The sequence below is a fragment of the Paramagnetospirillum sp. genome, assembly GCF_058402745.1.
Window position 1 is genome coordinate 35,868 of the sequence record NZ_JBZVFI010000012.1, and the last position, 22,279, is coordinate 58,146.

The 22,279-nt window shown below is 66.7% G+C and carries 20 protein-coding genes; 15 read left to right on the top strand and 5 right to left on the bottom strand.

The window, feature by feature from the left end:
• Positions 1–89 precede the first annotated feature (89 nt).
• The 3 genes from rimO to ACV4UZ_RS09580 all read left to right on the top strand — a co-directional run bounded on the left by rimO (position 90) and on the right by ACV4UZ_RS09580 (position 3,128).
• Positions 90–1,454, top strand: coding sequence for a 30S ribosomal protein S12 methylthiotransferase RimO (gene rimO, locus ACV4UZ_RS09570; RefSeq protein ID WP_491600643.1), 1,365 nt, complete (start codon positions 90–92; stop codon positions 1,452–1,454).
• 101 nt (positions 1,455–1,555) lie between these two features.
• On the top strand, positions 1,556–2,920 hold the full coding sequence (locus tag ACV4UZ_RS09575; RefSeq protein ID WP_491600644.1) for a sensor histidine kinase: 1,365 nt from the start codon (positions 1,556–1,558) through the stop codon (positions 2,918–2,920).
• Positions 2,921–2,990: 70 nt separating this feature from the next.
• Positions 2,991–3,128: a hypothetical protein gene (locus ACV4UZ_RS09580; RefSeq protein ID WP_491600645.1), complete on the top strand. Its 138-nt coding sequence runs from the start codon at positions 2,991–2,993 to the stop codon at positions 3,126–3,128.
• Positions 3,129–3,552: 424 nt separating this feature from the next.
• On the opposite strand, the gene ACV4UZ_RS09585 is transcribed toward ACV4UZ_RS09580, so the two are convergent.
• Positions 3,553–4,563 carry an IS30 family transposase gene (locus ACV4UZ_RS09585; RefSeq protein ID WP_491599453.1) on the bottom strand — a complete coding sequence of 337 codons (1,011 nt, stop codon included), beginning with the start codon at positions 4,561–4,563 and terminating at the stop codon, positions 3,553–3,555.
• 148 nt (positions 4,564–4,711) lie between these two features.
• Entirely contained in the window at positions 4,712–5,749 is a 1,038-nt protein-coding gene (locus ACV4UZ_RS09590) for a ParA family protein (RefSeq protein WP_491600646.1), read from the bottom strand.
• 97 nt (positions 5,750–5,846) lie between these two features.
• On the opposite strand from ACV4UZ_RS09590, the gene ACV4UZ_RS09595 reads away from it, so the two are divergent.
• From ACV4UZ_RS09595 to ACV4UZ_RS09650, 12 genes are all read left to right on the top strand, one after another.
• Positions 5,847–6,332, top strand: coding sequence for a winged helix DNA-binding protein (locus ACV4UZ_RS09595; RefSeq protein ID WP_491600647.1), 486 nt, complete (start codon positions 5,847–5,849; stop codon positions 6,330–6,332).
• 64 nt (positions 6,333–6,396) lie between these two features.
• Complete coding sequence (locus ACV4UZ_RS09600) at positions 6,397–6,615, top strand: DUF433 domain-containing protein (protein WP_491600648.1); 219 nt, start codon at positions 6,397–6,399, stop codon at positions 6,613–6,615.
• Positions 6,597–6,989: a DUF5615 family PIN-like protein gene (locus ACV4UZ_RS09605; RefSeq protein WP_491600649.1), complete on the top strand. Its 393-nt coding sequence runs from the start codon at positions 6,597–6,599 to the stop codon at positions 6,987–6,989. Before ACV4UZ_RS09600 ends, ACV4UZ_RS09605 begins: the two co-directional genes overlap by 19 nt.
• Positions 6,990–7,047: 58 nt before the next feature.
• On the top strand, positions 7,048–8,361 hold the full coding sequence (gene purB, locus ACV4UZ_RS09610) for an adenylosuccinate lyase (protein ID WP_491600650.1): 1,314 nt from the start codon (positions 7,048–7,050) through the stop codon (positions 8,359–8,361).
• Positions 8,362–8,705: 344 nt separating this feature from the next.
• Entirely contained in the window at positions 8,706–11,360 is a 2,655-nt protein-coding gene (locus tag ACV4UZ_RS09615; RefSeq protein ID WP_491600651.1) for a glycosyltransferase, read from the top strand.
• Positions 11,361–11,530: 170 nt separating this feature from the next.
• Complete coding sequence (locus ACV4UZ_RS09620) at positions 11,531–13,510, top strand: methyl-accepting chemotaxis protein (protein ID WP_491600652.1); 1,980 nt, start codon at positions 11,531–11,533, stop codon at positions 13,508–13,510.
• Between the two features lie 300 nt (positions 13,511–13,810).
• The gene (locus ACV4UZ_RS09625; RefSeq protein ID WP_491600653.1) at positions 13,811–14,290 is read left to right on the top strand and encodes a 4Fe-4S dicluster domain-containing protein; all 480 of its coding nucleotides are present in this window, start codon (positions 13,811–13,813) and stop codon (positions 14,288–14,290) included.
• Between the two features lie 16 nt (positions 14,291–14,306).
• Positions 14,307–16,157 (top strand): aldehyde ferredoxin oxidoreductase family protein, encoded by a 1,851-nt coding sequence (locus ACV4UZ_RS09630; RefSeq protein ID WP_491600654.1) that lies wholly within the window; start codon positions 14,307–14,309, stop codon positions 16,155–16,157.
• Between the two features lie 95 nt (positions 16,158–16,252).
• On the top strand, positions 16,253–17,518 hold the full coding sequence (locus ACV4UZ_RS09635) for an NAD(P)/FAD-dependent oxidoreductase (protein ID WP_491600655.1): 1,266 nt from the start codon (positions 16,253–16,255) through the stop codon (positions 17,516–17,518).
• 110 nt (positions 17,519–17,628) lie between these two features.
• Positions 17,629–18,879, top strand: a complete 1,251-nt coding sequence (locus ACV4UZ_RS09640; RefSeq protein WP_491600656.1) for an NAD(P)/FAD-dependent oxidoreductase — start codon at positions 17,629–17,631, stop codon at positions 18,877–18,879.
• Between the two features lie 3 nt (positions 18,880–18,882).
• Complete coding sequence (gene thiS / locus ACV4UZ_RS09645; protein WP_491600657.1) at positions 18,883–19,137, top strand: sulfur carrier protein ThiS; 255 nt, start codon at positions 18,883–18,885, stop codon at positions 19,135–19,137.
• Entirely contained in the window at positions 19,134–19,403 is a 270-nt protein-coding gene (locus tag ACV4UZ_RS09650) for a hypothetical protein (protein ID WP_491600658.1), read from the top strand. The genes thiS and ACV4UZ_RS09650 overlap by 4 nt, the downstream gene beginning before the upstream one ends.
• Here ACV4UZ_RS09650 and ACV4UZ_RS09655 read toward each other — a convergent pair whose 3' ends face one another.
• The 3 genes from ACV4UZ_RS09655 to ACV4UZ_RS09665 all read right to left on the bottom strand — a co-directional run bounded on the left by ACV4UZ_RS09655 (position 19,404) and on the right by ACV4UZ_RS09665 (position 22,275).
• Positions 19,404–19,712 (bottom strand): MoaD/ThiS family protein, encoded by a 309-nt coding sequence (locus ACV4UZ_RS09655; protein ID WP_491600659.1) that lies wholly within the window; start codon positions 19,710–19,712, stop codon positions 19,404–19,406.
• Between the two features lie 133 nt (positions 19,713–19,845).
• Positions 19,846–21,237, bottom strand: coding sequence for a putative bifunctional diguanylate cyclase/phosphodiesterase (locus ACV4UZ_RS09660; protein WP_491600660.1), 1,392 nt, complete (start codon positions 21,235–21,237; stop codon positions 19,846–19,848).
• 63 nt (positions 21,238–21,300) lie between these two features.
• Positions 21,301–22,275, bottom strand: coding sequence for a response regulator (locus tag ACV4UZ_RS09665; protein ID WP_491600661.1), 975 nt, complete (start codon positions 22,273–22,275; stop codon positions 21,301–21,303).
• Positions 22,276–22,279: the final 4 nt, after the last annotated feature.

Sequence of the window (22,279 nt, forward strand, 5' to 3'; positions counted from 1 at the left end):
GAATTGGGGATTTGGCGGCGCGACGCTTGCTTTTCCCTCGGGATTTCCGCTAAGTCACGGCGAATTCATCAGGCAGGCGCGGATATCCCATGACCAAGACGAACCCCAAGGCCGGCCCCAAGGTGGGTATCGTCAGCCTCGGCTGCTCCAAGGCCCTGGTGGATTCCGAGCGCATCCTGACCAAGCTCAGGGCCGAGGGCTACGACATCACCGGCGAGTACGACGGCGCCGACGTGGTGATCGTCAACACCTGCGGCTTCCTGGATTCGGCCCGCGCCGAATCGCTGGAGGCCATCGGCGAGGCCGTCGCCGAGAACGGCAAGGTCATCGTCACCGGCTGCATGGGCGGCGACGAGAAGGCCATCCGGGCCGCCCACCCCTCCGTCCTGGCGGTCAGCGGCCCGCACCAGTATCAGGCGGTGGTCGAGGCGGTGCATGCCGCCGTGCCGCCGCTGCACGATCCCAAGCTGTCGCTGGTGCCCCCGGAAGGCCTGCACCTGACGCCGCACCACTACGCCTATCTGAAGATTTCCGAGGGCTGCAACAACAGCTGCTCGTTCTGCATCATCCCCGACATCCGCGGCCCGCTGATCAGCCGCTCCGCCGCCGACGTCCTGGGCGAGGCCGAACGGCTGGCCGAATCGGGGGTGCGCGAACTGCTGGTCATCTCCCAGGACACCAGCGCCTACGGCCTGGACCTGCGCCATGCCGAAAGCGACTGGCGCGGCCGCCCCGTGCGGGCCCACCTCACCGATCTGGCGTCGGCGCTGGGCGAGCTGGGGATCTGGATCCGCATGCACTACGTCTATCCCTATCCCCACGTGGACGAGATCATTCCGCTGATGGCGGAGGGCAAGATCCTTCCCTACCTGGACATTCCCTTCCAGCACGCCAGCCCCAACGTGCTGAAGGCCATGCGCCGCCCGGCCAACCAGGAGAAGGTGCTGGGCCGCATCCGCTCGTGGCGCGAGACCTGCCCCGACCTGACGCTGCGCTCCACCTTCATCGTCGGCTTCCCCGGCGAGACCGACGACGATTTCGAGGCGCTGCTGGAATGGATGGAGGACGCCCAGCTGGACCGGGTGGGCTGCTTCAAGTACGAGGACGTCAGGGGCGCTCCCTCCAACGCCTTCGCCGATCAGGTGGACGAGGACGTCAAGGAGGAGCGCCACCAGCGCTTCATGGAGGCCGCCCGCCAGATCGCCGACCAGCGCGGCGCGGCCAAGGAAGGCACCCGCATCGAGGTCATCGTCGACGAGGTGGACGAGGAGGGCGCCATCGGCCGCTCCAAGGCCGACAGCCCCGAGGTGGACGGCGCCGTGTTCATGAACGGCGAGACCGACCTCGCCCCCGGCGATCTGGTCATCGTCGAGGTGGAGGCGGCCGAGGATTACGACGTCTGGGGCGACGTGGTCGAACGCCTGCCTCCGCCCCGCCCGCGCCGCTTTCTTTAGTTTCGGCGGCGCGGCGCGGATAGCTAATTATACCTTATTCAGTTTCATGAATTTCTCGCCCCATGCGACAATTGCCCGTCGTCGTATGGGGATCGCCGATTTTGACACACGCCCTCCACAGCACCTTCGCCAACTCGCCGCGCGCCTTGGCCGTCCTTGGCCCCGACGGCAAACTGACCCATGTGGGAGAGACCCTAGCGCGGGCGCTGGGCGTGGCGGAAAGCCGGCTGGTCGGCAGCCGTCCCGACTGGGTGGACAGCCCCGACTGCGCCCACACCCCCCTGCCCGGCGGCCAGGTCCTGGTCGAGTTCGCCCCCGAGGCGGAGACCCGGCTGCGCGACAGCCTGCGGGTCAATGTCGAGATGCGGGCGATCATCGAAAACACCTTCGAGTTCATCGGCCTGCTGTCGCCCGACGGGCGGCTGCTGGACGCCAACCGCACGGCACTGACCTTCATCGGCCTGGATTCCATCGGGCCGGTCCTGGGCATGCACTTCGCCGAGACTCCGTGGTGGGAGCATTCGCCGGACGAACGGACCCGGCTGCGTCAGGGCATCGCCCGGGCGGCGGCGGGCGAGTTCGTGCGTTTCGAGACCACCCACGTGGATGCCGGCGGCGGCATCGCCTATGTGGACTTCTCCCTGAAGCCGGTCCCGGACCACGACGGCACCATCCTGTTCATCGTGCCGGAAGGCCGCGACATCACCCAGCGCAAATGGGCCGAGGCCGCCCTGATTTCCGCCAAGCAGGAGGCCGAGGCCGCCAACCGGGCCAAGTCCCAGTTCCTGGCCACGGTCAGCCACGAGCTGCGCACGCCGCTCAACGCGGTGATCGGCTTTTCCGAGGCCGTCCTGGCCGGAGCGGTCGGCACCATGGACCTCGACCGCTACCTGGAATACATGGACTTGATCCATTCCGCCGGCCTGCATCTGCGCGCCCTGATCGAGGACATCCTGGACGTCTCGCGCATCGAGGCCGGCCGCACCGAGCTGGACGAGGACGAGGCCGACACCGCCGAGCTGATCCGCGGCACCGCCCGCCTGCTGGAACACAAGGCCGCCGTCACCGGGGTCGATCTGCTGGTGGACATTCCGCCCGACCTGCCGCGCATGCGCCTCGATTCCCGGCGCATCCGCCAGATCCTGCTCAACCTGACGGGCAATGCCCTCAAGTTCACCCCCGGCCCCGGCACGGTGACCCTGTCCGCCCGCCACCTCCCGGAAGGCATCGAAATGACGGTGAGCGACACCGGCATCGGCATCGCCCCCGAGCATCACGCCAAGGTCTGGCAAGCCTTCTACCAGGCGGATTCGTCGCTGTCGCGACGCCACCAGGGCTCGGGCCTGGGGCTGGCCATCGTGCGCCACTTCGTCGAAGCCCATGGCGGCGGCGTCACCCTGGACAGCATTCCGGGCGAGGGCACCCGCATCACGGTGCATCTGCCCGCCGCGCGCATCGTCGCCTAACCAACGTCAAATACCAAACCCGTCAACTCGACTATTATCCCTGAACGACACCCGATCAGAGGATGCACACATGCACAATTCCGACAAATCCACTAAGGCTTTCTCCCTTCGCCTGTGGCAGGGCGCCGCGCAGGCCGCCTATCTTCTGGCGGTGGGGGCGAGCTTCACCCTGGCGCTGGCCGCCGGCATCACCCTGCTGGAGGGATAAGCCTAAGGGACGAGCGGTAAATATGAAGGCTCTGTTCGCGGATCGTATTGATTCGACAACCTCCTCGCCGTCATGCGCGGGCTTGTCCCGCGTATCCACGCCGTTCCGCCTGACAGACGGTGGAGGATCGGCACTGCGTGGATGGCCGGAACAAGTCCGGCCATGACGCCATATCGTTGAAATCGCTTTGTTTGTGGCGTCAATACGATCCGCGAACAGAGCCAATATGAAACGCGCTGTCATGCTGAGTGCAGCGAAGCATCTTTCAGCCTGAGGTAATTGCCGCCTGTGCCTGAAAGACCCTTCGGCTACGCCTCAGGGTGACATCCGCCTCTGATTTAACGCTCGATGCTTTAACAGGGTGCGGAAAAACTCGCCCACCACTCTATTTATTCGTCATTCCCGCGAAAGCGGGAAGATGGACTCACATTTCAAGTGCAACACCGAGATCGATGGCTTTTCCGAGGAAAGCCTCAAGCGGAGTTCGATATCCGAGGCACTTTCGCGGGGTGAGGTTGTAGTCCATGGCCAGGTCGTCCAGATCGGCCTGGGAAACTGCCGCGAGATCTGTTTTTCGCGGCAGTCCCCGCCGCATTCGCCCGATGGCGTTCTCGACGCCGCCCTTCTGCCAGGGGCTATGGGGATCGCAGAAATAGGTTTTCATGCGAAGCCTTGTCTTCAGGCGGCGATGGGCCGCGAATTCAGAGCCGTTATCGAAGGTGATGGTGCGGCGCTGCTCGGCAGGAAATCGCCGCAGCATGGCGGTCAGGCTGTCGGCGATTGGCTCGGCGGCTTTGCTGAGGTGATGCCGGAGCAGAAGCAGGCGCGAGCTACGTTCGTGCGCCACCAGGACGGCTTGGCGATAGCGGGAGAACAGCATCAGATCGGCTTCCCAGTGGCCGGTCTGGCGCCGGTCGGCGACCTCGGCGGGACGCTCGGCTACCGGCACTCGCTGGGGAATGAAATGCACCGAGCTGCCGCCCTTGCGGCCACGCCAGCCACGCTGAAACTTGGCGCGCGGCAGCAGCCGGTGCAGATAGTCCTTGTGGCTGTTCACGCGCCAGTAGATGTAGCGGTAAATTGACTCGTGGCTGATCACCGGCCTACCTTGCTCAAGCTCGAGCCGCCCGGCGATCTGCTCCGGGGACCATCCCATCGCAAGGCCGTCCAAGGTCAGTTTCCTGAGCGCGCTCGAGCGCTCCAGTTTGTAAAGCTTGCGCCGCCGCCGGGCGCGGGCCTGGATCATCGCCCAATCCACCTTGTAGCCGACTTGGGCGCCACTGTTGCGCTCCAGCTCTCGGCTGATTGTTGACGCCGCCCGGCCCAAGGCCCGGGCAATGGCTCGCCGAGATTTACCGTCTGCATGCAGACGGTAAATCTCGCACCGCTCATCCAGACTGAGCTGATTGTATCGTTGTCCCATCGCAGCACCCATTATAGCGGGTGTTGCACTTCGATCGTGAGCTTAGGGGGTCCATGCTGACGCAATTTGGCGACATCAACACAAGATATAGTTTGCTGATGCATGAATTCCCGCTTTCGCGGGAATGACGACGTCTTGGGACGAGTATTTCCGCAGCCTGTTAAGGGACGAAATACATCCAGCGGCCGAAGGCGTAACCCAGGCAGAAGCCCAGCAGAATCAGCATGATCCCCACGCCGATCTTCCAGCGCAGATTGGAAACCTCGGGCAGGAGATCGACGGTCCGGTCCAGTTGCTCATCCCAGTTGGGGCCGGGCTGCGGCCCGGGTTCGAGAGGCGGCGACGGACGGATGGGGGGCAGTTCCTCGTCCTCCTCCCCCTCCGGAGGCGTCCCGGCCGCCGGCCGCGGCGCGGCGGGCGCCGCGCGCGGCTCCAGCATATGGGTATCGACGAAATCGGCGAGATGGACATAGGCCCTGGCCGCCGGGCTTTCGGGCTCCAGGATCACCAGGGGCAGGTCGCGGGCCGCCGATTCCACCACCTTCATGTCACGCGGCACCCGCACCGGCAGCACGCGACCGCCGAACGAGGCGATGACCGCATCGGTGATGCGGTGCATGACGTCGCTGTCCTCGGTCATGGTGAACAGGATGCCCATGGTATCCAGTTCACGGTTGAAATGGGTCCGGACCCGCTGGATGTTCCACCACGCCTTGTGCAGGCCGTCCAGCGCCAGCGGGGCCGGCACCACCGGCAGGATCACCACGTCGGCGGCCACCGCCGCGTTGACCGAGAGGATGCCGAAGGCCGGCGGGCAATCGACCACCACCACGTCCACGTCGGGGGGCGTGGTTTCCAGGGCGCGCTCCAGCACGTATTGGGGATCGGGCTTGACGGCGATCTCCACGTCGGCCCACGACAGGTCGTCCGACCCGGCCACCAGCCGCAGGTTGGGATAGGGCGTGGGGCGCGAGGCGTGGGCCACGTCCACCTCGCCCCGCAGCAGCTGGTAAGCCCCCGTGGCCGCCGGGGCGGTCAGGCCGACGCTGGTCGAGGCGTTGCTCTGGGCGTCGAGATCGACCAGGATGACCTTGCGCCCCAGTTCGGCCAGACAGACCGCCAGGTTGACGCTGGTGGTGGTCTTGCCGATACCGCCCTTCTGGTTGAACACCACCACGGTTCTGGGCCTGGCGCTCACCGCTCGATCCTTTCGCAAAATCCGCAAGGGACAATACCCGCCCTCCGGGGCGGGCCGCAACCATCGCCCTGTAATAGGCTGTTGTCGAGCCAAAGGAATGTGCCTATACTCCGCCCCCGTGAGCCAGCCATACTTCGACATAATTCGCTTGATCGAGCGCCTGCACAGACATTTTCTGGATGTCTTGCGCACGGAGTTGCGTCGTCTGGGCATCGAAGACATCAATGCCGTCCAGGCCCTGCTCCTTTACAATATCGGCGACAACGAGGTGGTCATCCGCGACCTGAAGGACCGCGGCTACTATCAGGGCTCCAATGTTTCCTACAACATCAAGGCGCTGACCGAGTGCGGTTACTTGATGCAGGAACGCTCCACCCATGACCGCCGTTCGGTTCGCCTCAAGCTGACCGACAAGGGCCTCAGCCTGTGCAACTCCATCCGCAAGCTGCAGGACGACCTGGCCGGCGTGCTGGGCGGCGACGACAAGACGGCGACCCAGCTGGACACCACGCTGGAGACCATGCAGCGCCTGGAGCGCACCTGGACGGACTTCGTCCATTACGGGCGCATTCGCGGCCTGTAGGTTGAACACATCGCCCGCCATCGCCATGTTTCCGGCGGGCTTGAAGGACGTCAGGGCAGCAGCCATGGCATCAACGACAGTGATCAGCGACACGGCAATCCTGGGAGGCACCCCAGTGGTGGCCGGCACCCGCATTCCCGCCGATACCGTCCTGGCGGAAGTCCGCACCGGCAAGAGCCGCTTCGAAATCTTCCGGTCCTATCCGTCCCTGCCCTCGGACGGCATCGATGCCTGCCTTGCCTGGGAAAAGGCGGGGCGTCCGTCATGCGCGACCCCTTCCTGATCGACGAGTGCCTGTCGCCCGATCTGGTCGCCCTGGCCCACGCCCGGGGCCACGATGCCACGCACGTGGTCTTTCGGGGGCTCGCCGGCACGCCGGACCATGATCTGCTGCCCATCATTCGCCACGAGGGCTTTATCTTCGTCACCAACAACGCCAAGGACTTCCTGAAGCTCTATGCCCGGGAGAACATCCATGCCGGGCTGGTGGTGATCGTCCCCGGTGGCATTTCCGCCGATATTCAGCTTCACCTTTTCGCCTGCGCCCTCGACCGGATGGAGCGTTGTACCGATTTGGTCAACCGCATCGTCGAGGTCTATTCCGACGGCACCGTGGAGATCCGCGACTGGCCGCAATCGGACCCACATCCCCTTTAATCCCGGCCCTCTTCGTGCTATCTCCCCCTCCTCGCTTGCTTGAGGAGGCCAGGCCGCCATGATCCCCCGCTATTCCCGCGCCGAAATGACCAGGATCTGGGAGCCGGAGAACCGCTTCCGCATCTGGTTCGAGATCGAGGCCCACGCCTGCGACGCCCTGGCCGAGATCGGGGTGATCCCCAAGGCTTCCGCCAGGACCATCTGGGAGAAGGGCGACATTCCCTACACCCCCGAGCGCTCGCGCCGCATCGACGAGATCGAGGCCGAGACCAAGCACGACGTGATCGCCTTCCTCACCGAGCTGGCCGAGCATATCGGCCCCGAATCCCGCTTCGTCCACCAGGGCATGACCTCGTCGGACGTGCTGGACACCTGCCTCAACGTGCAGCTGACCCAGGCCGCCGACATCCTGATCGCCGATCTCGACCGGGTGCTGAACGCGCTGGAGAAGCGGGCCTTCGAGCTGAAGGACGTGGTGTGCATGGGGCGTTCCCACGGCATCCATGCCGAGCCGGTGACCATGGGCCTGAAATTCGCCACCTTCCACGCCGAGTTCCAGAGGAACCGCCGACGGCTGAAATCGGCGCGCGAGGACATCGCCACCTGCGCCATCTCGGGCGCGGTGGGCACCTTCGCCAACATCGACCCCCGGGTCGAGGAACACGTGGCGGCCAAGCTGGGCCTGAAGCCCGAGCCGGTCTCCACCCAGGTGATTCCGCGCGACCGCCACGCCCAGTTCTTCGCCACGCTGGGCGTCATCGCCAGCTCGGTGGAGCATCTGGCCATCGAGATCCGCCACCTGCAGCGCACCGAGGTGCGCGAGGCCGAGGAGTACTTCTCGCCGGGCCAGAAGGGCAGCTCGGCCATGCCGCACAAGCGCAACCCGGTGCTGACCGAGAACCTGACGGGTCTCGCCCGCATCGTGCGCGGCATGGTGATCCCGGCCATGGAGAACGTGGCGCTGTGGCACGAGCGCGACATCTCCCACTCCTCGGTGGAGCGCATGATCGGCCCCGATGCCACCGTCACCCTGGACTTCGCCCTGAACCGCCTGGCCGGCGTGATCGAGAAGCTGGTGGTCTATCCCGACGCCATCGAGAAGAACCTCAACCAGCTGGGCGGGCTGGTGTTCTCGCAGCGCGTCCTGCTGGCGCTGACCCAGGCGGGGATGAGCCGCGAGGATTCCTACAAGGCCGTCCAGCGCAACGCCATGAAGGTCTGGCTCGAATCCGCCAACTTCCTCGACCTGCTCAAGGCCGATGCCGAGGTTTCGGCCAAGATTCCCGCCAAGACCCTGGAAGAGCTGTTCGACCTCGGCTACCACACCAAGCACGTGGACACCATTTTCAAGCGGGTCTTCGGCCGCGCCTGACCCAGGGATTGTCATGCTGAGCGCCAGCGAAGCATCTTTCAGCCGCAGGCGCGTGAAAGATCCTTCGCTGCGCTCAGGATGACGGCGCTTCGGGCGCGGCATGGCCGGAACGCAATGCACGCCCCAGCTTTTCGCCTCCGTCACCCCCATGGACAGAGCGCGACCTCTGGGCTAATAATCCAGATGGTATTCAAGGGATTCGAACGGCCTTCCGCCGCGACCGCTCCACCTCGACCGCTCCCCTCCTGACGCTCCCGCGTGGGCGATGGGTCGCGCCGTGAGGACGGAAATCGGGCCAGGACGGACGGGCGTCCCCGCAACTCGATACGGGTATCTCGCGCATCATGCGTCTTTCCGGCTTCGTGGTTCTGCTCCTGATCGTTCTGGGCAATCTCGGTTTCTGGGCGATGATGAATCGTCCGCAAAGCGGCCTGCCCTGGTCCGGCACCCTCAACTCCGTATCGTTCAGCCCGGGGCGCGCCGACGACGACCCCACCATCGTCCGCAAGCTGCCCTACATGGACGAGTGGCTGCTGCCCACCCGCAAGGAGATGGACGAGGACCTGGCCATGCTGGCCGGCAAGGTCCACATGGTGCGCACCTATTCCACCCTGGAAGGCCTGGATCAGGTGCCTGAACTGGCCGCCAAATACGGGCTGAAGGCCCTGCCCGGCGCCTGGCTCGACGAGCGCCTGGGCCGCAACGAGGTGGAGATCGCCAACATCGTCCGGATGGTGCGCGACAATCCCAACATCGACCGGGTGATCATCGGCAACGAGAACCTGACGCTCCACCGCCTGAGCCCCGAGCAGATGATCCGCTATCTGCGCAAGGTGCGCGCCCTGCTGCCCGAGCGGGTGAAGATCAGCACCGCCGAGGCCTGGGCCATCTGGCTGGACTATCCCGAACTGGCGCGCGAGGTGGATTTCCTCACCATCCACACCCTGCCCTTCTGGGAGCCCGGCGGCGTCCACATCGACAACGCCATGGACTTCACCAAGCGCATGGTCAGGGACGTCAAGGCCCAGTATCCCGACAAGCCCATCTTCATCGGCGAGGTCGGCTGGCCGAGCGCGGGACGCAATTACGGCGTCTCCGAGCCGTCGCTGATCAACCAGGCCATGTTCCTGCGCAACTTCGTCAACTGGGCGCACGAGGAGAAGCTCGACTACAACATCGTCGAGGCCTTCGACCAGCCCTGGAAGGTGAACCTGGACAACACGGCGTCGGAAAAGCACTGGGGCATCTACACCGTCGACCGCAAGCCCAAGTTCAGCTGGATCAATCCGGTGCTGGAATTCGAGGAATGGCCGGTCCAGGCCATCACCGCCACCCTGATCGCCCTGCTGCCCGTCGTCTGGTTCCTGGGCAAGTGGAAGACGCTGCGCCTGCCGGGCAAGATCTTCTTCGCCCTGCTGGTGCAGTTCGCCTCGACCCTGTTGATCTGGACCATGTCCACCCCGGTCATCCGCGACGTGTCGCCCGGCACCGGACTGATGCTGGGGCTGATGCTGCCCGCCCAGCTGTTGCTGCTGATCGTGGTGCTGATCGCCGGCATCGAGGTGACGGAACTCACCTGGGCCAGCAAGTTCAAGCGCCGCTTCACGGCGCTACCGCCCGATCACATCAAGCGCTTCCCCAAGGTCTCCATCCACCTGCCGTGCTACAACGAGCCGCCGGCCATGGTGAAGCTGACCATCGACTCGCTGATGGCGCTCGATTACCCCGACTTCGAGATCATCGTGTTGGACAACAACACCAAGAAGGAGGAGGTCTGGCGCCCGGTCGAGGAGTACTGCAAGTCCCTGGGCGAGCGCGTGAAGTTCTACCATCTGGCCCCCTGGCCCGGCGCCAAGGCGGGCGCCCTGAACTTCGGCCTCACCGTCACCGACCCCGAGGCCGAGATCATCGGCGTGGTGGATTCCGACTACATCGTCGACAAGAACTGGCTGAGAGGCCTGGTGCCCTATTTCGAGGACCCCAAGGTCGGCCACGTCCAGGCGCCCCAGGATCACCGCGAATGGGAACACGACCTGTTCAAGGAAATGATCAACTGGGAATACGCCGGCTTCTTCGACATCGGCATGGTGTTCCGCAACGAGGCCGACGCCATCATCCAGCACGGCACCATGACCCTGGTGCGCAAGAAGACGCTGGAGGATGCCGGGCGCTGGGGCGAGTGGTGCATCGTCGAGGACGCCGAGCTGGGCCTGCGCATGATGAAGGCGGGCTATTCCTCGGTCTACGTCCAGGACCGCCTGGGCCACGGCCTGGTGCCGGATTCCTTCATGGCCTACAAGAAGCAGCGCTTCCGCTGGGCCTATGGCGCGGTGCAGATCCTGAAGGCCCACTGGCGCTCGCTGATTCCCTTCAAGAAGACGGGCCTGACCACCGGCCAGAAGTACCACTTCGTCGCCGGCTGGCTGCCGTGGTTCGCCGACGCCTTCTATCTGCTGTTCGCCATCGCCTCGCTGGCCTGGTCGCTGGGCATGATCGTGGCGCCGCGCTATTTCAGCACGCCCCTGCCCTTCTTCACCCTGCCCACCGTCGGCGTGTTCGTGGCGAAGATCTTCCACCACTTCTTCCTCTACACCACCCGGGTGGATTGCGGCTTCAAGCGCCGGGGGCTGGCGGCCATCGCCGGCATGGGACTGACCTATTCCATCGCCTGGGCCATGTGGCAGGGCATCTTCACCAAGTCGACGCCCTTCATGCGCACCCCCAAGATGGCCAACAAGGCGGCCTTCACCCAGGGTTTCCTGATGGCGTCCGAGGAAGCCACCCTGGCCCTGCTGCATTATGTGGCGGCCATCGCCGTGCTGATCCCCAGGAACAACTTCACCGATCCGGACGTGCGCATCTGGTCGCTGACCCTGGTGGTGCAGGCCATGCCGTTCCTGGCGGCGCTGGTGGCCTCGCTGATCAGCGTCATGCCCTCCCACGGGCCGCAGCAGCCCGCCCACGGCCTCAGCGACGCCAAGCCGGAAGCGGCGCAATAGATCAGGCGCCCCTCGGGGAGACACGCAAGGGCTTGTGCGAAAGCGCAAGCCCTTTTTGCGTGGCCACGCAACATTTCGCCGTATGTTTTGATAATTTGCAGGGTGGCGCCGCACCGCAGCATCATGTATCCGTAGGCATTGTTACGAACAATACCTAAGGTGTACGACCCATGCTCGTTTCGTTTCGCCGCCGCATCGCCACCATGGGGATCGTCCCCCGCATCATGGCCCTGGCCGTGTCCGGTGTCCTGCTTCTGGGGGTGAGCGTCACGCTCCTGAGCCGGACCCTGCTGCATGCCAGCGCCGCCGACGCGGCGCGCGAGCGGGTGGACACCAACATCAAGGTCGCCTGGGACGCGCTGAAGGCCAAGGGCGCCACCTTCTCCATCGCCGACGGCAAGATTCTGGCCGGCGATCACGTGCTGAACGGCAATTTCGAGGTGGTGGACAAGGTCAAGGCGCTGGTGGGCGGCACCGCCACGGTGTTCATGGGCGACACCCGCGTCACCACCAACGTCATCAAGCCCGATGGAACCCGCGCCGTGGGCACCCAGCTGGCCAAGACCGCCGCCTATGATTCGGTGTTCAACAAGAAGACCCCCTTCCGCGGCGAGGTGGAGATTCTGGGCGAACCCTACATGACCGCCTACGACCCCATCCTCGATTCCGGCGGCAACGTCATCGGCGTGCTCTACGTGGGCATCAAGAAGGCCGAGTTCCTGACCGCCGCCAACCGCACCCTGCTGTCCATGGTGATCGCCACGGTCCTGGTGGGCCTGCTGACCATCGTCGTCAGCTGGATCATCGCCAAGCGCAACCTGGCCCTGCCGCTCAAGCGCAGCATTTCCGCCATGCGCGAGCTGGCCGACGGCAATCTGGCGGTGGAAATCCGCCACACCAACCGCGAGGACGAGATCGGCGAGATGATCCGGGCCCTGGAAATCTTCAAGGAGAACGGCCAGGCCCGCCAGCGCCTGGAAGCCGCCCAGGCCGCCGAGCAGGCCGCCCGCAACCGCCGCCAGGAGGCCATCGAGCGCCTGACCGCCGATTTCAACACCAGCGTCTTCGCCGTGCTGCAGAGCGTCACCGCCACGGCCCATCAGCTGCGCGATTCCGCCCAGTCCATGACCACGGTGGCCGAGGACACCTCGCGCCAGTCCACGGTGGTGGCCGCCGCCGCCGAGCAGGCCTCGGTCAACGTGGAGACCGTGGCCGCCGCCGCCGAGCAGCTGGCGGCTTCCGAGCAGGAGATCGCCCGCCAGGTCGCCACCTCCACCGAGATCTCGCGCCGCGCCGCCGAGGAGGCCGAGCGCGTCAACGGCATCGTCCTGTCGCTGTCGCAGGCCACCAGCCGCATCGGCGAGGTGGTGACCCTGATCAACGACATCGCGTCGCAGACCAACCTGCTGGCGCTCAACGCCACCATCGAGGCGGCCAGGGCCGGTGACGCCGGAAAAGGCTTCGCCGTGGTGGCCAACGAGGTGAAGAACCTCGCCAACCAGACCGCCAAGGCCACCGACGACATCGTCGCCCAGATCAATTCGGTGCAGGCGGTGACCAAGGACGCGGTGTCCGCCATCGGCGGCATCGGCCACACCATCTCCAGCATCACCGAAAGCGCCTCGGCCATCGCCACGGCGGTGGAGGAGCAGACCGCCGCCACCGGCGAGATCGCCCGCAACGTCCAGCAGGCCTCCAGCGGCACCCGCGAGGTCACCTCCTCCATCACCCTGGTCAACGAGGGCGCCGCCACCACCGGCGGCGCCGCCCACCAGCTGCTGGGCAGCGCCGACGAATTGTCGCGCCAGTCGGATCAGCTGGCAGCGGAAGTGCGGGACTTCCTCAGCGCCATCAAGACCGCCGGCGACCGCCGCCACAGCCAGCGCCGCCAGTGCCGGACCCCCATCCTGGTCCAGGCGGGGGGAGCGCCGCGCGCCACCGTCACCATGGTGGACGTCTCCCACGACGGTTGCCGCATCGAGACCTCGCTGCCCCAGTCCGTCGGAACCCAGGTGGAGATCACCATCGACAATGTCCCGGTGAAGGCCCGCATCGTCGGAACGGAGAACAACTCCACCCGGTTCCAGTTCGCCATGGACACCGCCACCCAGGACCGCCTGGACGCGACCCTGACCCGAATCGCCGCCTGACCCCGGCAAGGCCGGCCCGCCGCCTGTAACAGCGGCGGGCCGGCCGCATCGGCACACGCCGCGCGAGAAAATGCAAATTTATGCATTTTCCCCGAACCGCTCCCGAGAAATAGCGTTATTCCGCGTCATACCTTTCTTTGATACCCTCTGGACCGCCCCCGTGCTAAAGTATCCTGGGTTGAAAAGTCCAGAAACGGCAGGGCACGGCCCGACGGGCGGCACGCCGCCGCGGCCGGTGCCGCCTCCCTGATCCGTTCCGCCGCGCGCCCCCGCCGGGGCGCTCCGAAGGGGAGTCGTCGGATGCAGAAATCATTGCTCATTCAACCGGCCAAGTGCACCGGCTGCCGCCAGTGCGAGATGGCGTGCTCGTTCGAGAAGGAGCGGAGCTTCAATCCCTCCCGGTCGCGCATCCGCGTCTTCGACATTCATTCCGAGGCGCGCTTCGTCCCCTATACCTGCACCCAGTGCGCCCAGGCCTGGTGCCTGCAGGCCTGTCCGGTGGACGCCATCAGGATCGATGCCGTCACCAAGGCCAAGGTGGTCAACGACAACACCTGCGTGGGCTGCAAGGTCTGCACCATCGCCTGCCCCTTCGGGACCATCAACTACGTGGCCGACAGCGGCAAGGTGGCCAAGTGCGATCTGTGCGGCGGCGATCCCGCCTGCGCCAAGGCCTGTCCCACCGGGGCGATCACCTATGTGGACGCCGAGCAGACCGGCTACGACAAGATGCGCGCCTGGGCGGTGAAGACCGACACCCAGTCGCACGCCCACGCCTGATCGGAAGGAACGAGACATGAGCTGGACCGGCAAGTTTCTCCGCGTCGATCTTTCCAAGGGCACCGTCAAGGCCGAGGAACTGAACCGCGACTGGACGCGGCAATACCTGGGGCAGCGAGGGCTGGCCACCAAGTATTTCACCGAGGAGGTCGATCCCAAGGTCGATCCCCTGTCGCCCGCCAACAAGCTGATCTTCACCACGGGGCCGCTCACGGGGACCGCCGCGTCGACCGGCGGGCGCTATTCGGTGGTGACCAAGGGGCCGCTCACGGGGTGCATCGCCTGCTCCAATTCCGGCGGCTTCTTCGGCAACGAGCTGAAGAACGCCGGCTGGGACATGATCATCGTCGAGGGCAAGTCGCCCAAACCCGTCTATCTCTCCGTCGAGAACGAGAATGTGGAAATCCGCGACGCCTCGGACTTCTGGGGCAAGACGGTGTGGGAGACCGAGAACGGCCTGAAGGCCCGGCACCAGGACCCCATGCTGCGTGTCGCCTCCATCGGCGCCGCCGGCGAGAAGGGCGTGCTCTACGCCTGCATCGTCAACGACCTGCACCGCGCCGCCGGGCGTTCCGGCGTCGGCGCGGTGATGGGCTCCAAGAACCTGAAGGCCATCGCGGTGCGCGGCACCAGGGGCGTCACCGTCAAGGACCCCGACCGCTTCATCAAGGTCACCATGGAGCAGAAGAAGGTGCTGGCCGACAACGCCGTCACCGGCCAGGGTCTGCCCAAATACGGCACCCAGGTGCTGATGAACGTCATCAACGAGATGGGCGCCATGCCGACGCGCAATTCCCGCGACGTGCAGTTCGAGGGCGCCCACAAGATCTCGGCCGAGGCCATGCACGAGCCGCGCCTCACCGACGGCAAGACCAACCTGGCCACCAACGGCGCCTGTTTCGGCTGCACCATCGCCTGCGGCCGTATCTCGCGCATGGACCCCGGCCACTTCTCCATCGCGTCCAGGCCCCAGTACAAGGAGCCCTCGGGCGGCCTGGAATACGAGGCGGCCTGGGCGCTGGGCTCGGCCTGCGGCGTGGACGACATCGAGGCCTGCACCTTCGCCAACTACATGTGCAACGAGCACGGCATCGACCCCATCTCCTTCGGCTCGACCCTGGCGGCGGCCATGGAGCTGTACGAGATGGGCGTGCTGACCAAGGAGCAGACCGGCGGCATCGACCTGAAGTTCGGCTCGGCCGAGGCCCTGGTCAGGGCGGCCGAGCTGACCGGCAAGGGCGAGGGCTTCGGCCTGGAGCTGGGCCTGGGCTCGCGGCGGCTCACCGCCAAATACGGCCATCCGGACCTGTCCATGACGGTCAAGAGCCAGGAATTCCCCGCCTACGACCCGCGCGGCATCCAGGGCATGGGCCTGACCTACGCCACCTCCAATCGCGGCGCCTGTCACCTGCGCTCCTACACCGTGGCGTCGGAAGTGCTGGGCATTCCCTTCAAGACCGACCCCCTGGCCACCGACGGCAAGGCGGCCCTGGTCAAGGCGTTCCAGGACGCCACGGCGGCCTTCGACGCGTCGGGTATCTGCATCTTCACCACCTTCGCCTGGAGCCTGGAGAACCTGGCGCCCCAGCTGGACGCCGCCTGCGAGGGCGAATGGACGCCGGAGGTCCTGCTGGAGGTGGGCGAGCGCATCTGGACGCTGGAGCGCCAGTTCAACCTGGCGGCCGGCATGACGGCGGCGGACGACACCCTGCCCAAGCGCCTCTTGAAGGACGCGGCCAAGACCGGCCCGGCCAAGGGGCTGGCCTCGGGGCTGGACAAGATGCTGCCCGAATACTACCAGCTGCGCGGCTGGACGCCCGATGGCGTACCCACCGCCGACACCCTGAAGCGCCTGCATCTGGCCTGATCCGACCCGCCTCCCTTGAAGGAGGCCCCTCCCCCTCGTGGGGAGGGGCTGGGGTGGGACGAAATCAGACACCGTTCATTATTTGGGACTTGGCCATGCATCACGTCATCGTCGGCGCCGGCCCCGCGGGGGTCACGGCGGCCGAGACCATCCGCGAACTGGACCCGGGGGCGGCCATCACCCTGGTGGGCGACGAGCCCGAGCCCCCCTATTCCCGCATGGCCATCCCCTATCTGCTGACCGGCAAGGTCGGCGAGGAGGGGACTTACCTGCGCAAGGGCCCCAATCACTACGAGCGCCTGGGCATCACCCTGATGCCGGGGCGGCGGATGACCGGCCTGGACCCCGACGCCAAGCGCATCGCCCTGGAAAACGGCGAGACGCTCGCCTATGACCGCCTGCTGCTGGCGCTGGGCGCAAGGCCGCTGCGGCCCGATATCGAGGGGCTGGACCTGCCCGGCATCCACACCTGCTGGACCCTGGCCGACGCAAGGCGCATCACCGCCCTGGCGGTGCCCGGCTCCCACGTGGTGCTGCTGGGGGCCGGCTTCGTCGGCACCATCGTGCTGGAGGCCCTGGCGCTGCGTCAGGTCAGCCTGACCGTGGTGGAAATGGGCGACCGCATGGTGCCGCGCATGATGGACGAGGTGGCGGGCGCCATGCTCAAGCGCTGGTGCGAGGCCAAGGGCGTGCGGGTGCTGACCGGCACCGCCATCCGCCGCATCGCCAAGGCGGCCAGCCCCGCCGCCGAGGCCCGCGATTCCCTGGTGGTGGAATTGTCGGACGGCTCCAGCCTGCCCGCCCATCTGGTGGTCATCTCGGCCGGCGTGCGCTCCAACACCGAGGTTCTGGCCGGTTCCGGCATCGATCTCGATCACGGCATCCTGGTCAACGACCACATGCGCACCAGCTTGGCCGACGTCTATGCGGCGGGCGACGTGGCCCAGGGCCGCGACTTCATCAGCGGCGAGGCCCATGTCCACGCCATCCAGATCACCGCCGCCGCCCATGGCCGCGTCGCCGCCCACAACATGACCGGGAACGACCAGGCCTATCACGGCTCGCTCAACATGAACGTGCTGGACACGCTGGGCCTGATCACCTGTTCGTTCGGCGCCTGGCAGGGCAATGGCGGCGATTGCGCCCGGCTGGTGGACGAAGCGGGCTTCCGCTATCTCCGCCTGGAATTCGACGGGGCCAGCGACGTGGTGATCGGCGCCCAGGCGGTGGGCACCACCGACCATGTGGGGGCGCTGCGCGGCCTGATCCAGAGCAAGCGCCGCCTGGGCGCCATGAAGGAGAAACTGCTGGCCGATCCGGCCCGCTTCATGGCCGGATTCGTCCAGACGCTGCATACGTGAACAACACTGTCATGCTGAGCAACGCGAAGCATCTTTCAGCTACCATCATTGCCTGAAAGGCCCTTCGCTCCGCTCAGGGTGACATCGGAACGCCAAGGAAGGGGGGAGCCATGGCTCGTCGCTACGTCATCGTCGGTGGCGGCCCGGCCGGAGTGGTCGCCGCCGAGACCCTGCGCCATCAGGATTCCCAGGGCTCCATCACCCTGGTCTGCGGCGAGCCCGGCCCGCCCTATGCCCGCATGGCCATTCCCTATGCCATAGCCGGCAGGATCGACGAGGCCGGCACCTGGCTGCGCAAGGACCCGAACCATTACCAGGCGCTGGGCATCACGCCCCTGCACGACCGGGTGACGGCGGTCGAGCCCGCCCTGCGGCGGGTGCGCCTGGCCGGCGGCGGCGAACTGGCCTACGACGCCCTTTTGATCGCCACCGGCTCCTCGCCGTCCCGGCCGCGCGTTCCCGGCCTCGATCTGCCGGGGGTCCATTCCTGCTGGACGCTGGAGGATCTGCGCCGCATCGATCCCCACCTGAAACCCGGCTGCCGGGTGCTGCTGCTGGGCGCCGGCTTCGTGTCGTGCATCATCCTGCAATCCCTGGTGCAGCGCGGTGCCAGGGTCACGGTGAGCTGCGGCGCGTCGGGGCGCATGGTCCGTTCCATGATGGACGAGACCGCCGGGGCCATGATCATGCGCTGGTGCCGGGCCAAGGGCGTCGAGGTGCTGACCGCCGGCCGCCCCGCCGCCATCGAACGGATTGAATCCGGCCTGAGGGTGACGCTGGATTCCGGCAGGACGGCCGAGGCCGATCTGGTCATCGTCGGCACCGGGGTCAGGACCAACACCGCCTTTCTCGACGGCTCGGGCATCGCGGTGGAGGACGGCATCGTCGTCGATCAGCATCTGCGCACCAACATCGAGGGCATCTGGGCGGCGGGCGACGTGGCCCAGGGCTTCAACTGCTGCACCGGCCTGAAAGAGGTCCACGCCATCCAGCCCACGGCGGTGGAGCACGGCCGCGTCGCGGCGCTGAACATGAGCGGCACCCCCACCGAGTTTCCCGGTTCGCTCGCCATGAACACCCTGGAGACAATGGGGCTGATTTCCTGCTCCTTCGGGCAATGGTCGGGCCGCGAAGGCGGCGAGCAGGCGCGCATGGTGGACGAGGAGCGCTTCCGCTATCTTCGCCTGGAGTTCTTCGAGGACCGGCTGATCGGAGCCAACACGGTGGGCATGACCAACGAAATCGGCATCATCCATGGCCTGATCCAGACCAAGGTGCGGCTGGGCGCGTGGATCGGGCGCCTGAAGCGCGATCCGTCGCGCATTGCCGAGGCCTATGTGGCGTGCGAGCAGGGAGTCTGACCGGTGGCGCGGGTGACGCTGAAGCTGTTCGCCCTGCTGGGCCGATACCTGCCGCCGGGCTCGGTGGCCAACGCCACCCCGGTGGAGGTTCCCGAAGGCTCGGACATCGCCGCCCTGATCGCCCGTTTCGACCTGTCGGAAAAGGACTGCCATCTGGTGCTGAAGAACGGCAATTTCGTGCCGCCCGACGCCAGGGCCACCACCCGGCTGGCCGAAGGCGACGTGGTGAGCATCTGGCCGCCGATCGGAGGGGGATGAGCACCGAGCGCGTCGCCTCCATGGCGCTGGACGAATTCCGCCGCCACCTGCCGCTGGCCCTGCGCGGCCGCGCCTATGACTGGACCGACCGGCGCACCCTGGCCATCGAGGGCGGCGTCACCGTCACGGTGGACGAGATCGAGCCGCTGGTCCTTTCGGCGGTGGTCCGCCTGCCCCGCCTGCGCATCGCCTTCACCTTTGCCGAAGGTGACGGGGCGGCTTTCCTCGCCGCCTGGGACCGGGCATTCCAACGGGGCGGCGGGTGATCAGACGATGGGCGCGCCGTAGCCCCAGGAATAGGGCACCGGACCGGACAGGGCCACCTCGTCGCCGTCGTCCAGTTCGCGCTCCAGGTTGACCGGCGCCCCCAGCTGGCGGGTGACGTCCCTGCCGTTGACCAGGACCAGGAAGATCTCGTCGACGGGCACGCCGAAGCGGCGGACCAGATCGCCGATCACCGTTCCGGCCGGGACCTGCATGGCGAGCGGCGCGCTGCCGCCGGCATAGGGCGACAGGCTGTTGAACATCTTGAGGCGGATGGCGATGGTGGGCGCCTCTCCGGAATTGTCGCCCATACCGCGATCTGAAATGCCTGTTTCCAGGCACGGACGGGATTGCGGATGGTTCATGATCTCCCCCTTGGATCGGCGCACGGGCGTCGGCGAGCCGCAATGATGGCCCGGCGGTCCCCCGCAAGGGAAGAGGGATTTACGCCCCGCGCCCGGTGACGAAAGCCGGCACCTCGTCGGCGGGCATGGGGCGGGCGTGGAAGAAGCCCTGCACCCCCTCGCAGCCCACGGCGCGGAGAAACGCCATGTGCGCCTCGGTCTCCACCCCTTCGGCCACCACGGACAGCCGCAGCCGGTGGGCCATGGCGACGATGGCCTCGGCGATGGCCACGTCGTTGACATCCTCGGGGATACCTTCGATGAAGGCGCGGTCGATCTTCAGGCGCTGGATGGGCAGGCTCTTGAGCGAGCTGAGACAGGAATAGCCGGTGCCGAAATCGTCGATGGCGAGCGTCACGCCCAGCTGCTTCAGGGCGTGCAGGGTGGCGATGCACTCGTCCTCGTTCTGCAGCATGCTTTCGGTGATCTCGATTTCCAGGGCTTCCGGCGGGATTCCGGTTTCGGCCAGGGCCGTCCGCACCGCCCGCAGCAATCGCCCGTTGCGCATCTGCTGGGCCGAGGCGTTGACCGCCACCCGGAAGAACGGCAGACCGTTCCGGCGCCACTGGCTGATCTGGCGGCAGGCCTCGGCCACCACCCAATCGCCGATATCGACGATGAAGCCGCCCCGTTCGGCGGCGGGAATGATCTCGGCCGGTCCCAGCAGCCCCTTCTCGGGATGCCGCCAGCGGATCAGCGCCTCGACACCCTCGACCGCGCCGGATTCCAGGGCGATCTGCGGCTGGTAGAACAGTGCCAGCTCGTCGGCGGCCAGGGCGCGCCGCACGTCGCTGTCGGACGCGGCCGCCTGGAACACCCGTTCGGTCATTTCCCGCGTGTAGAAGGCATAGCCGTTGCGCCCGGTCTCCTTGGCGGCATACATGGCGGTGTCGGCGGCCTGGACCACGGCTTCGCGCGTCTGGCCGTCCTCGGGGAACAGGCTGATGCCGATGCTGGCCGAGGTCGCCAGTTCGCGGCCGTCGAGGATGAAGGGCTGGGTCACCGCCGCGCGGATCTTCATGGCCACGGCGGCGATGTCGTCGGGATTGTCCGCCTGCTCCAGAATCACCATGAACTCGTCGCCGCCCAGCCGCGCCACGGTATCCTCGGCGCGGACCGCGTTCCGCATGCGCTGGGCCACGGTCTTCAGCACCGTGTCGCCGACGCTGTGGCCCAGGGTGTCGTTGATGCGCTTGAAATAGTCCAGGTCCACGAACAGCACCGCCAGGGACTTGCGGTCGCGGCGGCAGCGCTCCATGGCGTGGTCCAGCCGGTCGCCGGCCAGCAGCCGGTTGGGCAGGTCGGTGAGGGGATCGTAATGGGCCAGATGCTGCAGCCGTTCCTCGGCGGCGCGGATGGCCGTCAGGTCGGTGAAGGCCGCCACGTAATGGGCGACGCTGTCGTGTTCGCTGCGCACGGCGGCGATGTTCATCAGGAGCGGCAGAAGCTCGCCGTCGCGCCGCCGCGCCGCGATCTCGCCGCGCCAGCGCCCGCCTTACCGCAGGGCCTCCATGATCTCGTCGTGAAGGTCGGCGGGTTGCGCGCCCACCTCGAGCATGTGGGGGCGACGCCCCAGCAGCTCCGCCTCGTCGAAGCCGGTGATGGCGCAATAGCCGGGATTGACGGTCACCACCCGCAGCAAGGGGTCGAGGATCAGCAATCCGTCGCGGGTGGCCTCGAACACCGTCAGCGCCTGGCGCTGACGGTCCTCGGCCGCCTTGTGGTCGCTGACGTCCTGCAGCACGCCGATGATGCGCTGGGGCCGCTCGGCCCGGGGCGGGATGGCCTTGCCCTGGGCGCGCAGCCAGCGGACGGTGCCGTCGGGGCGGATGCCGCGGAACTCCACCTGAAGGGGAGCGATCTCCTTCAGCAGGCGCTCGTAGGCCCTGGCCAGCACCACCCGGTCATCCTCGACCACATGGTCGAGAAAGCGGTCGAGGCTGCCGCCGAAGCCCTGGCCGGCGCAGCCGAACACCCGCTCGATATGGCCGGCGCGGACGATGCGGCGCGACTGGGCGTCCACCTCCCAGGCCCCCATGCCGGCGGCGTCGAGCGCCAGGGTCAGATGCTCCTCGCTGTCGCGCAGCGCCTCTTCCACGTTGCGGCGCTCCAGCGCCATCTGGATGGTGGCGTGCAGCTCGCGTTCGGAGAACGGCTTCAAGAGGAAGCCGAACGGCTTGGTGGCCCGCGCCCGGGCCAGGATGGCCTCCTCGGAATAGGCGGTCAGGTAGATCACCGGGATGTGAAGCTCGGCCGGCAGGCGGGCCACCGTCTCGATGCCGTCCAGGTCGCCTTCGATGTGGATGTCCATCAGGATCACGTCGGGCCGCAGGGCATCGATCTGCCGCAGCACCTGCTCGCCGGACGAGGCGATGAACACCACGTCGTAGCCGAGCTTGAGCAATTGGTGCCGCAGATGCAGCGCCACGATCCGCTCGTCCTCGACCACCATGATCCTGATCGCCGACATGGCA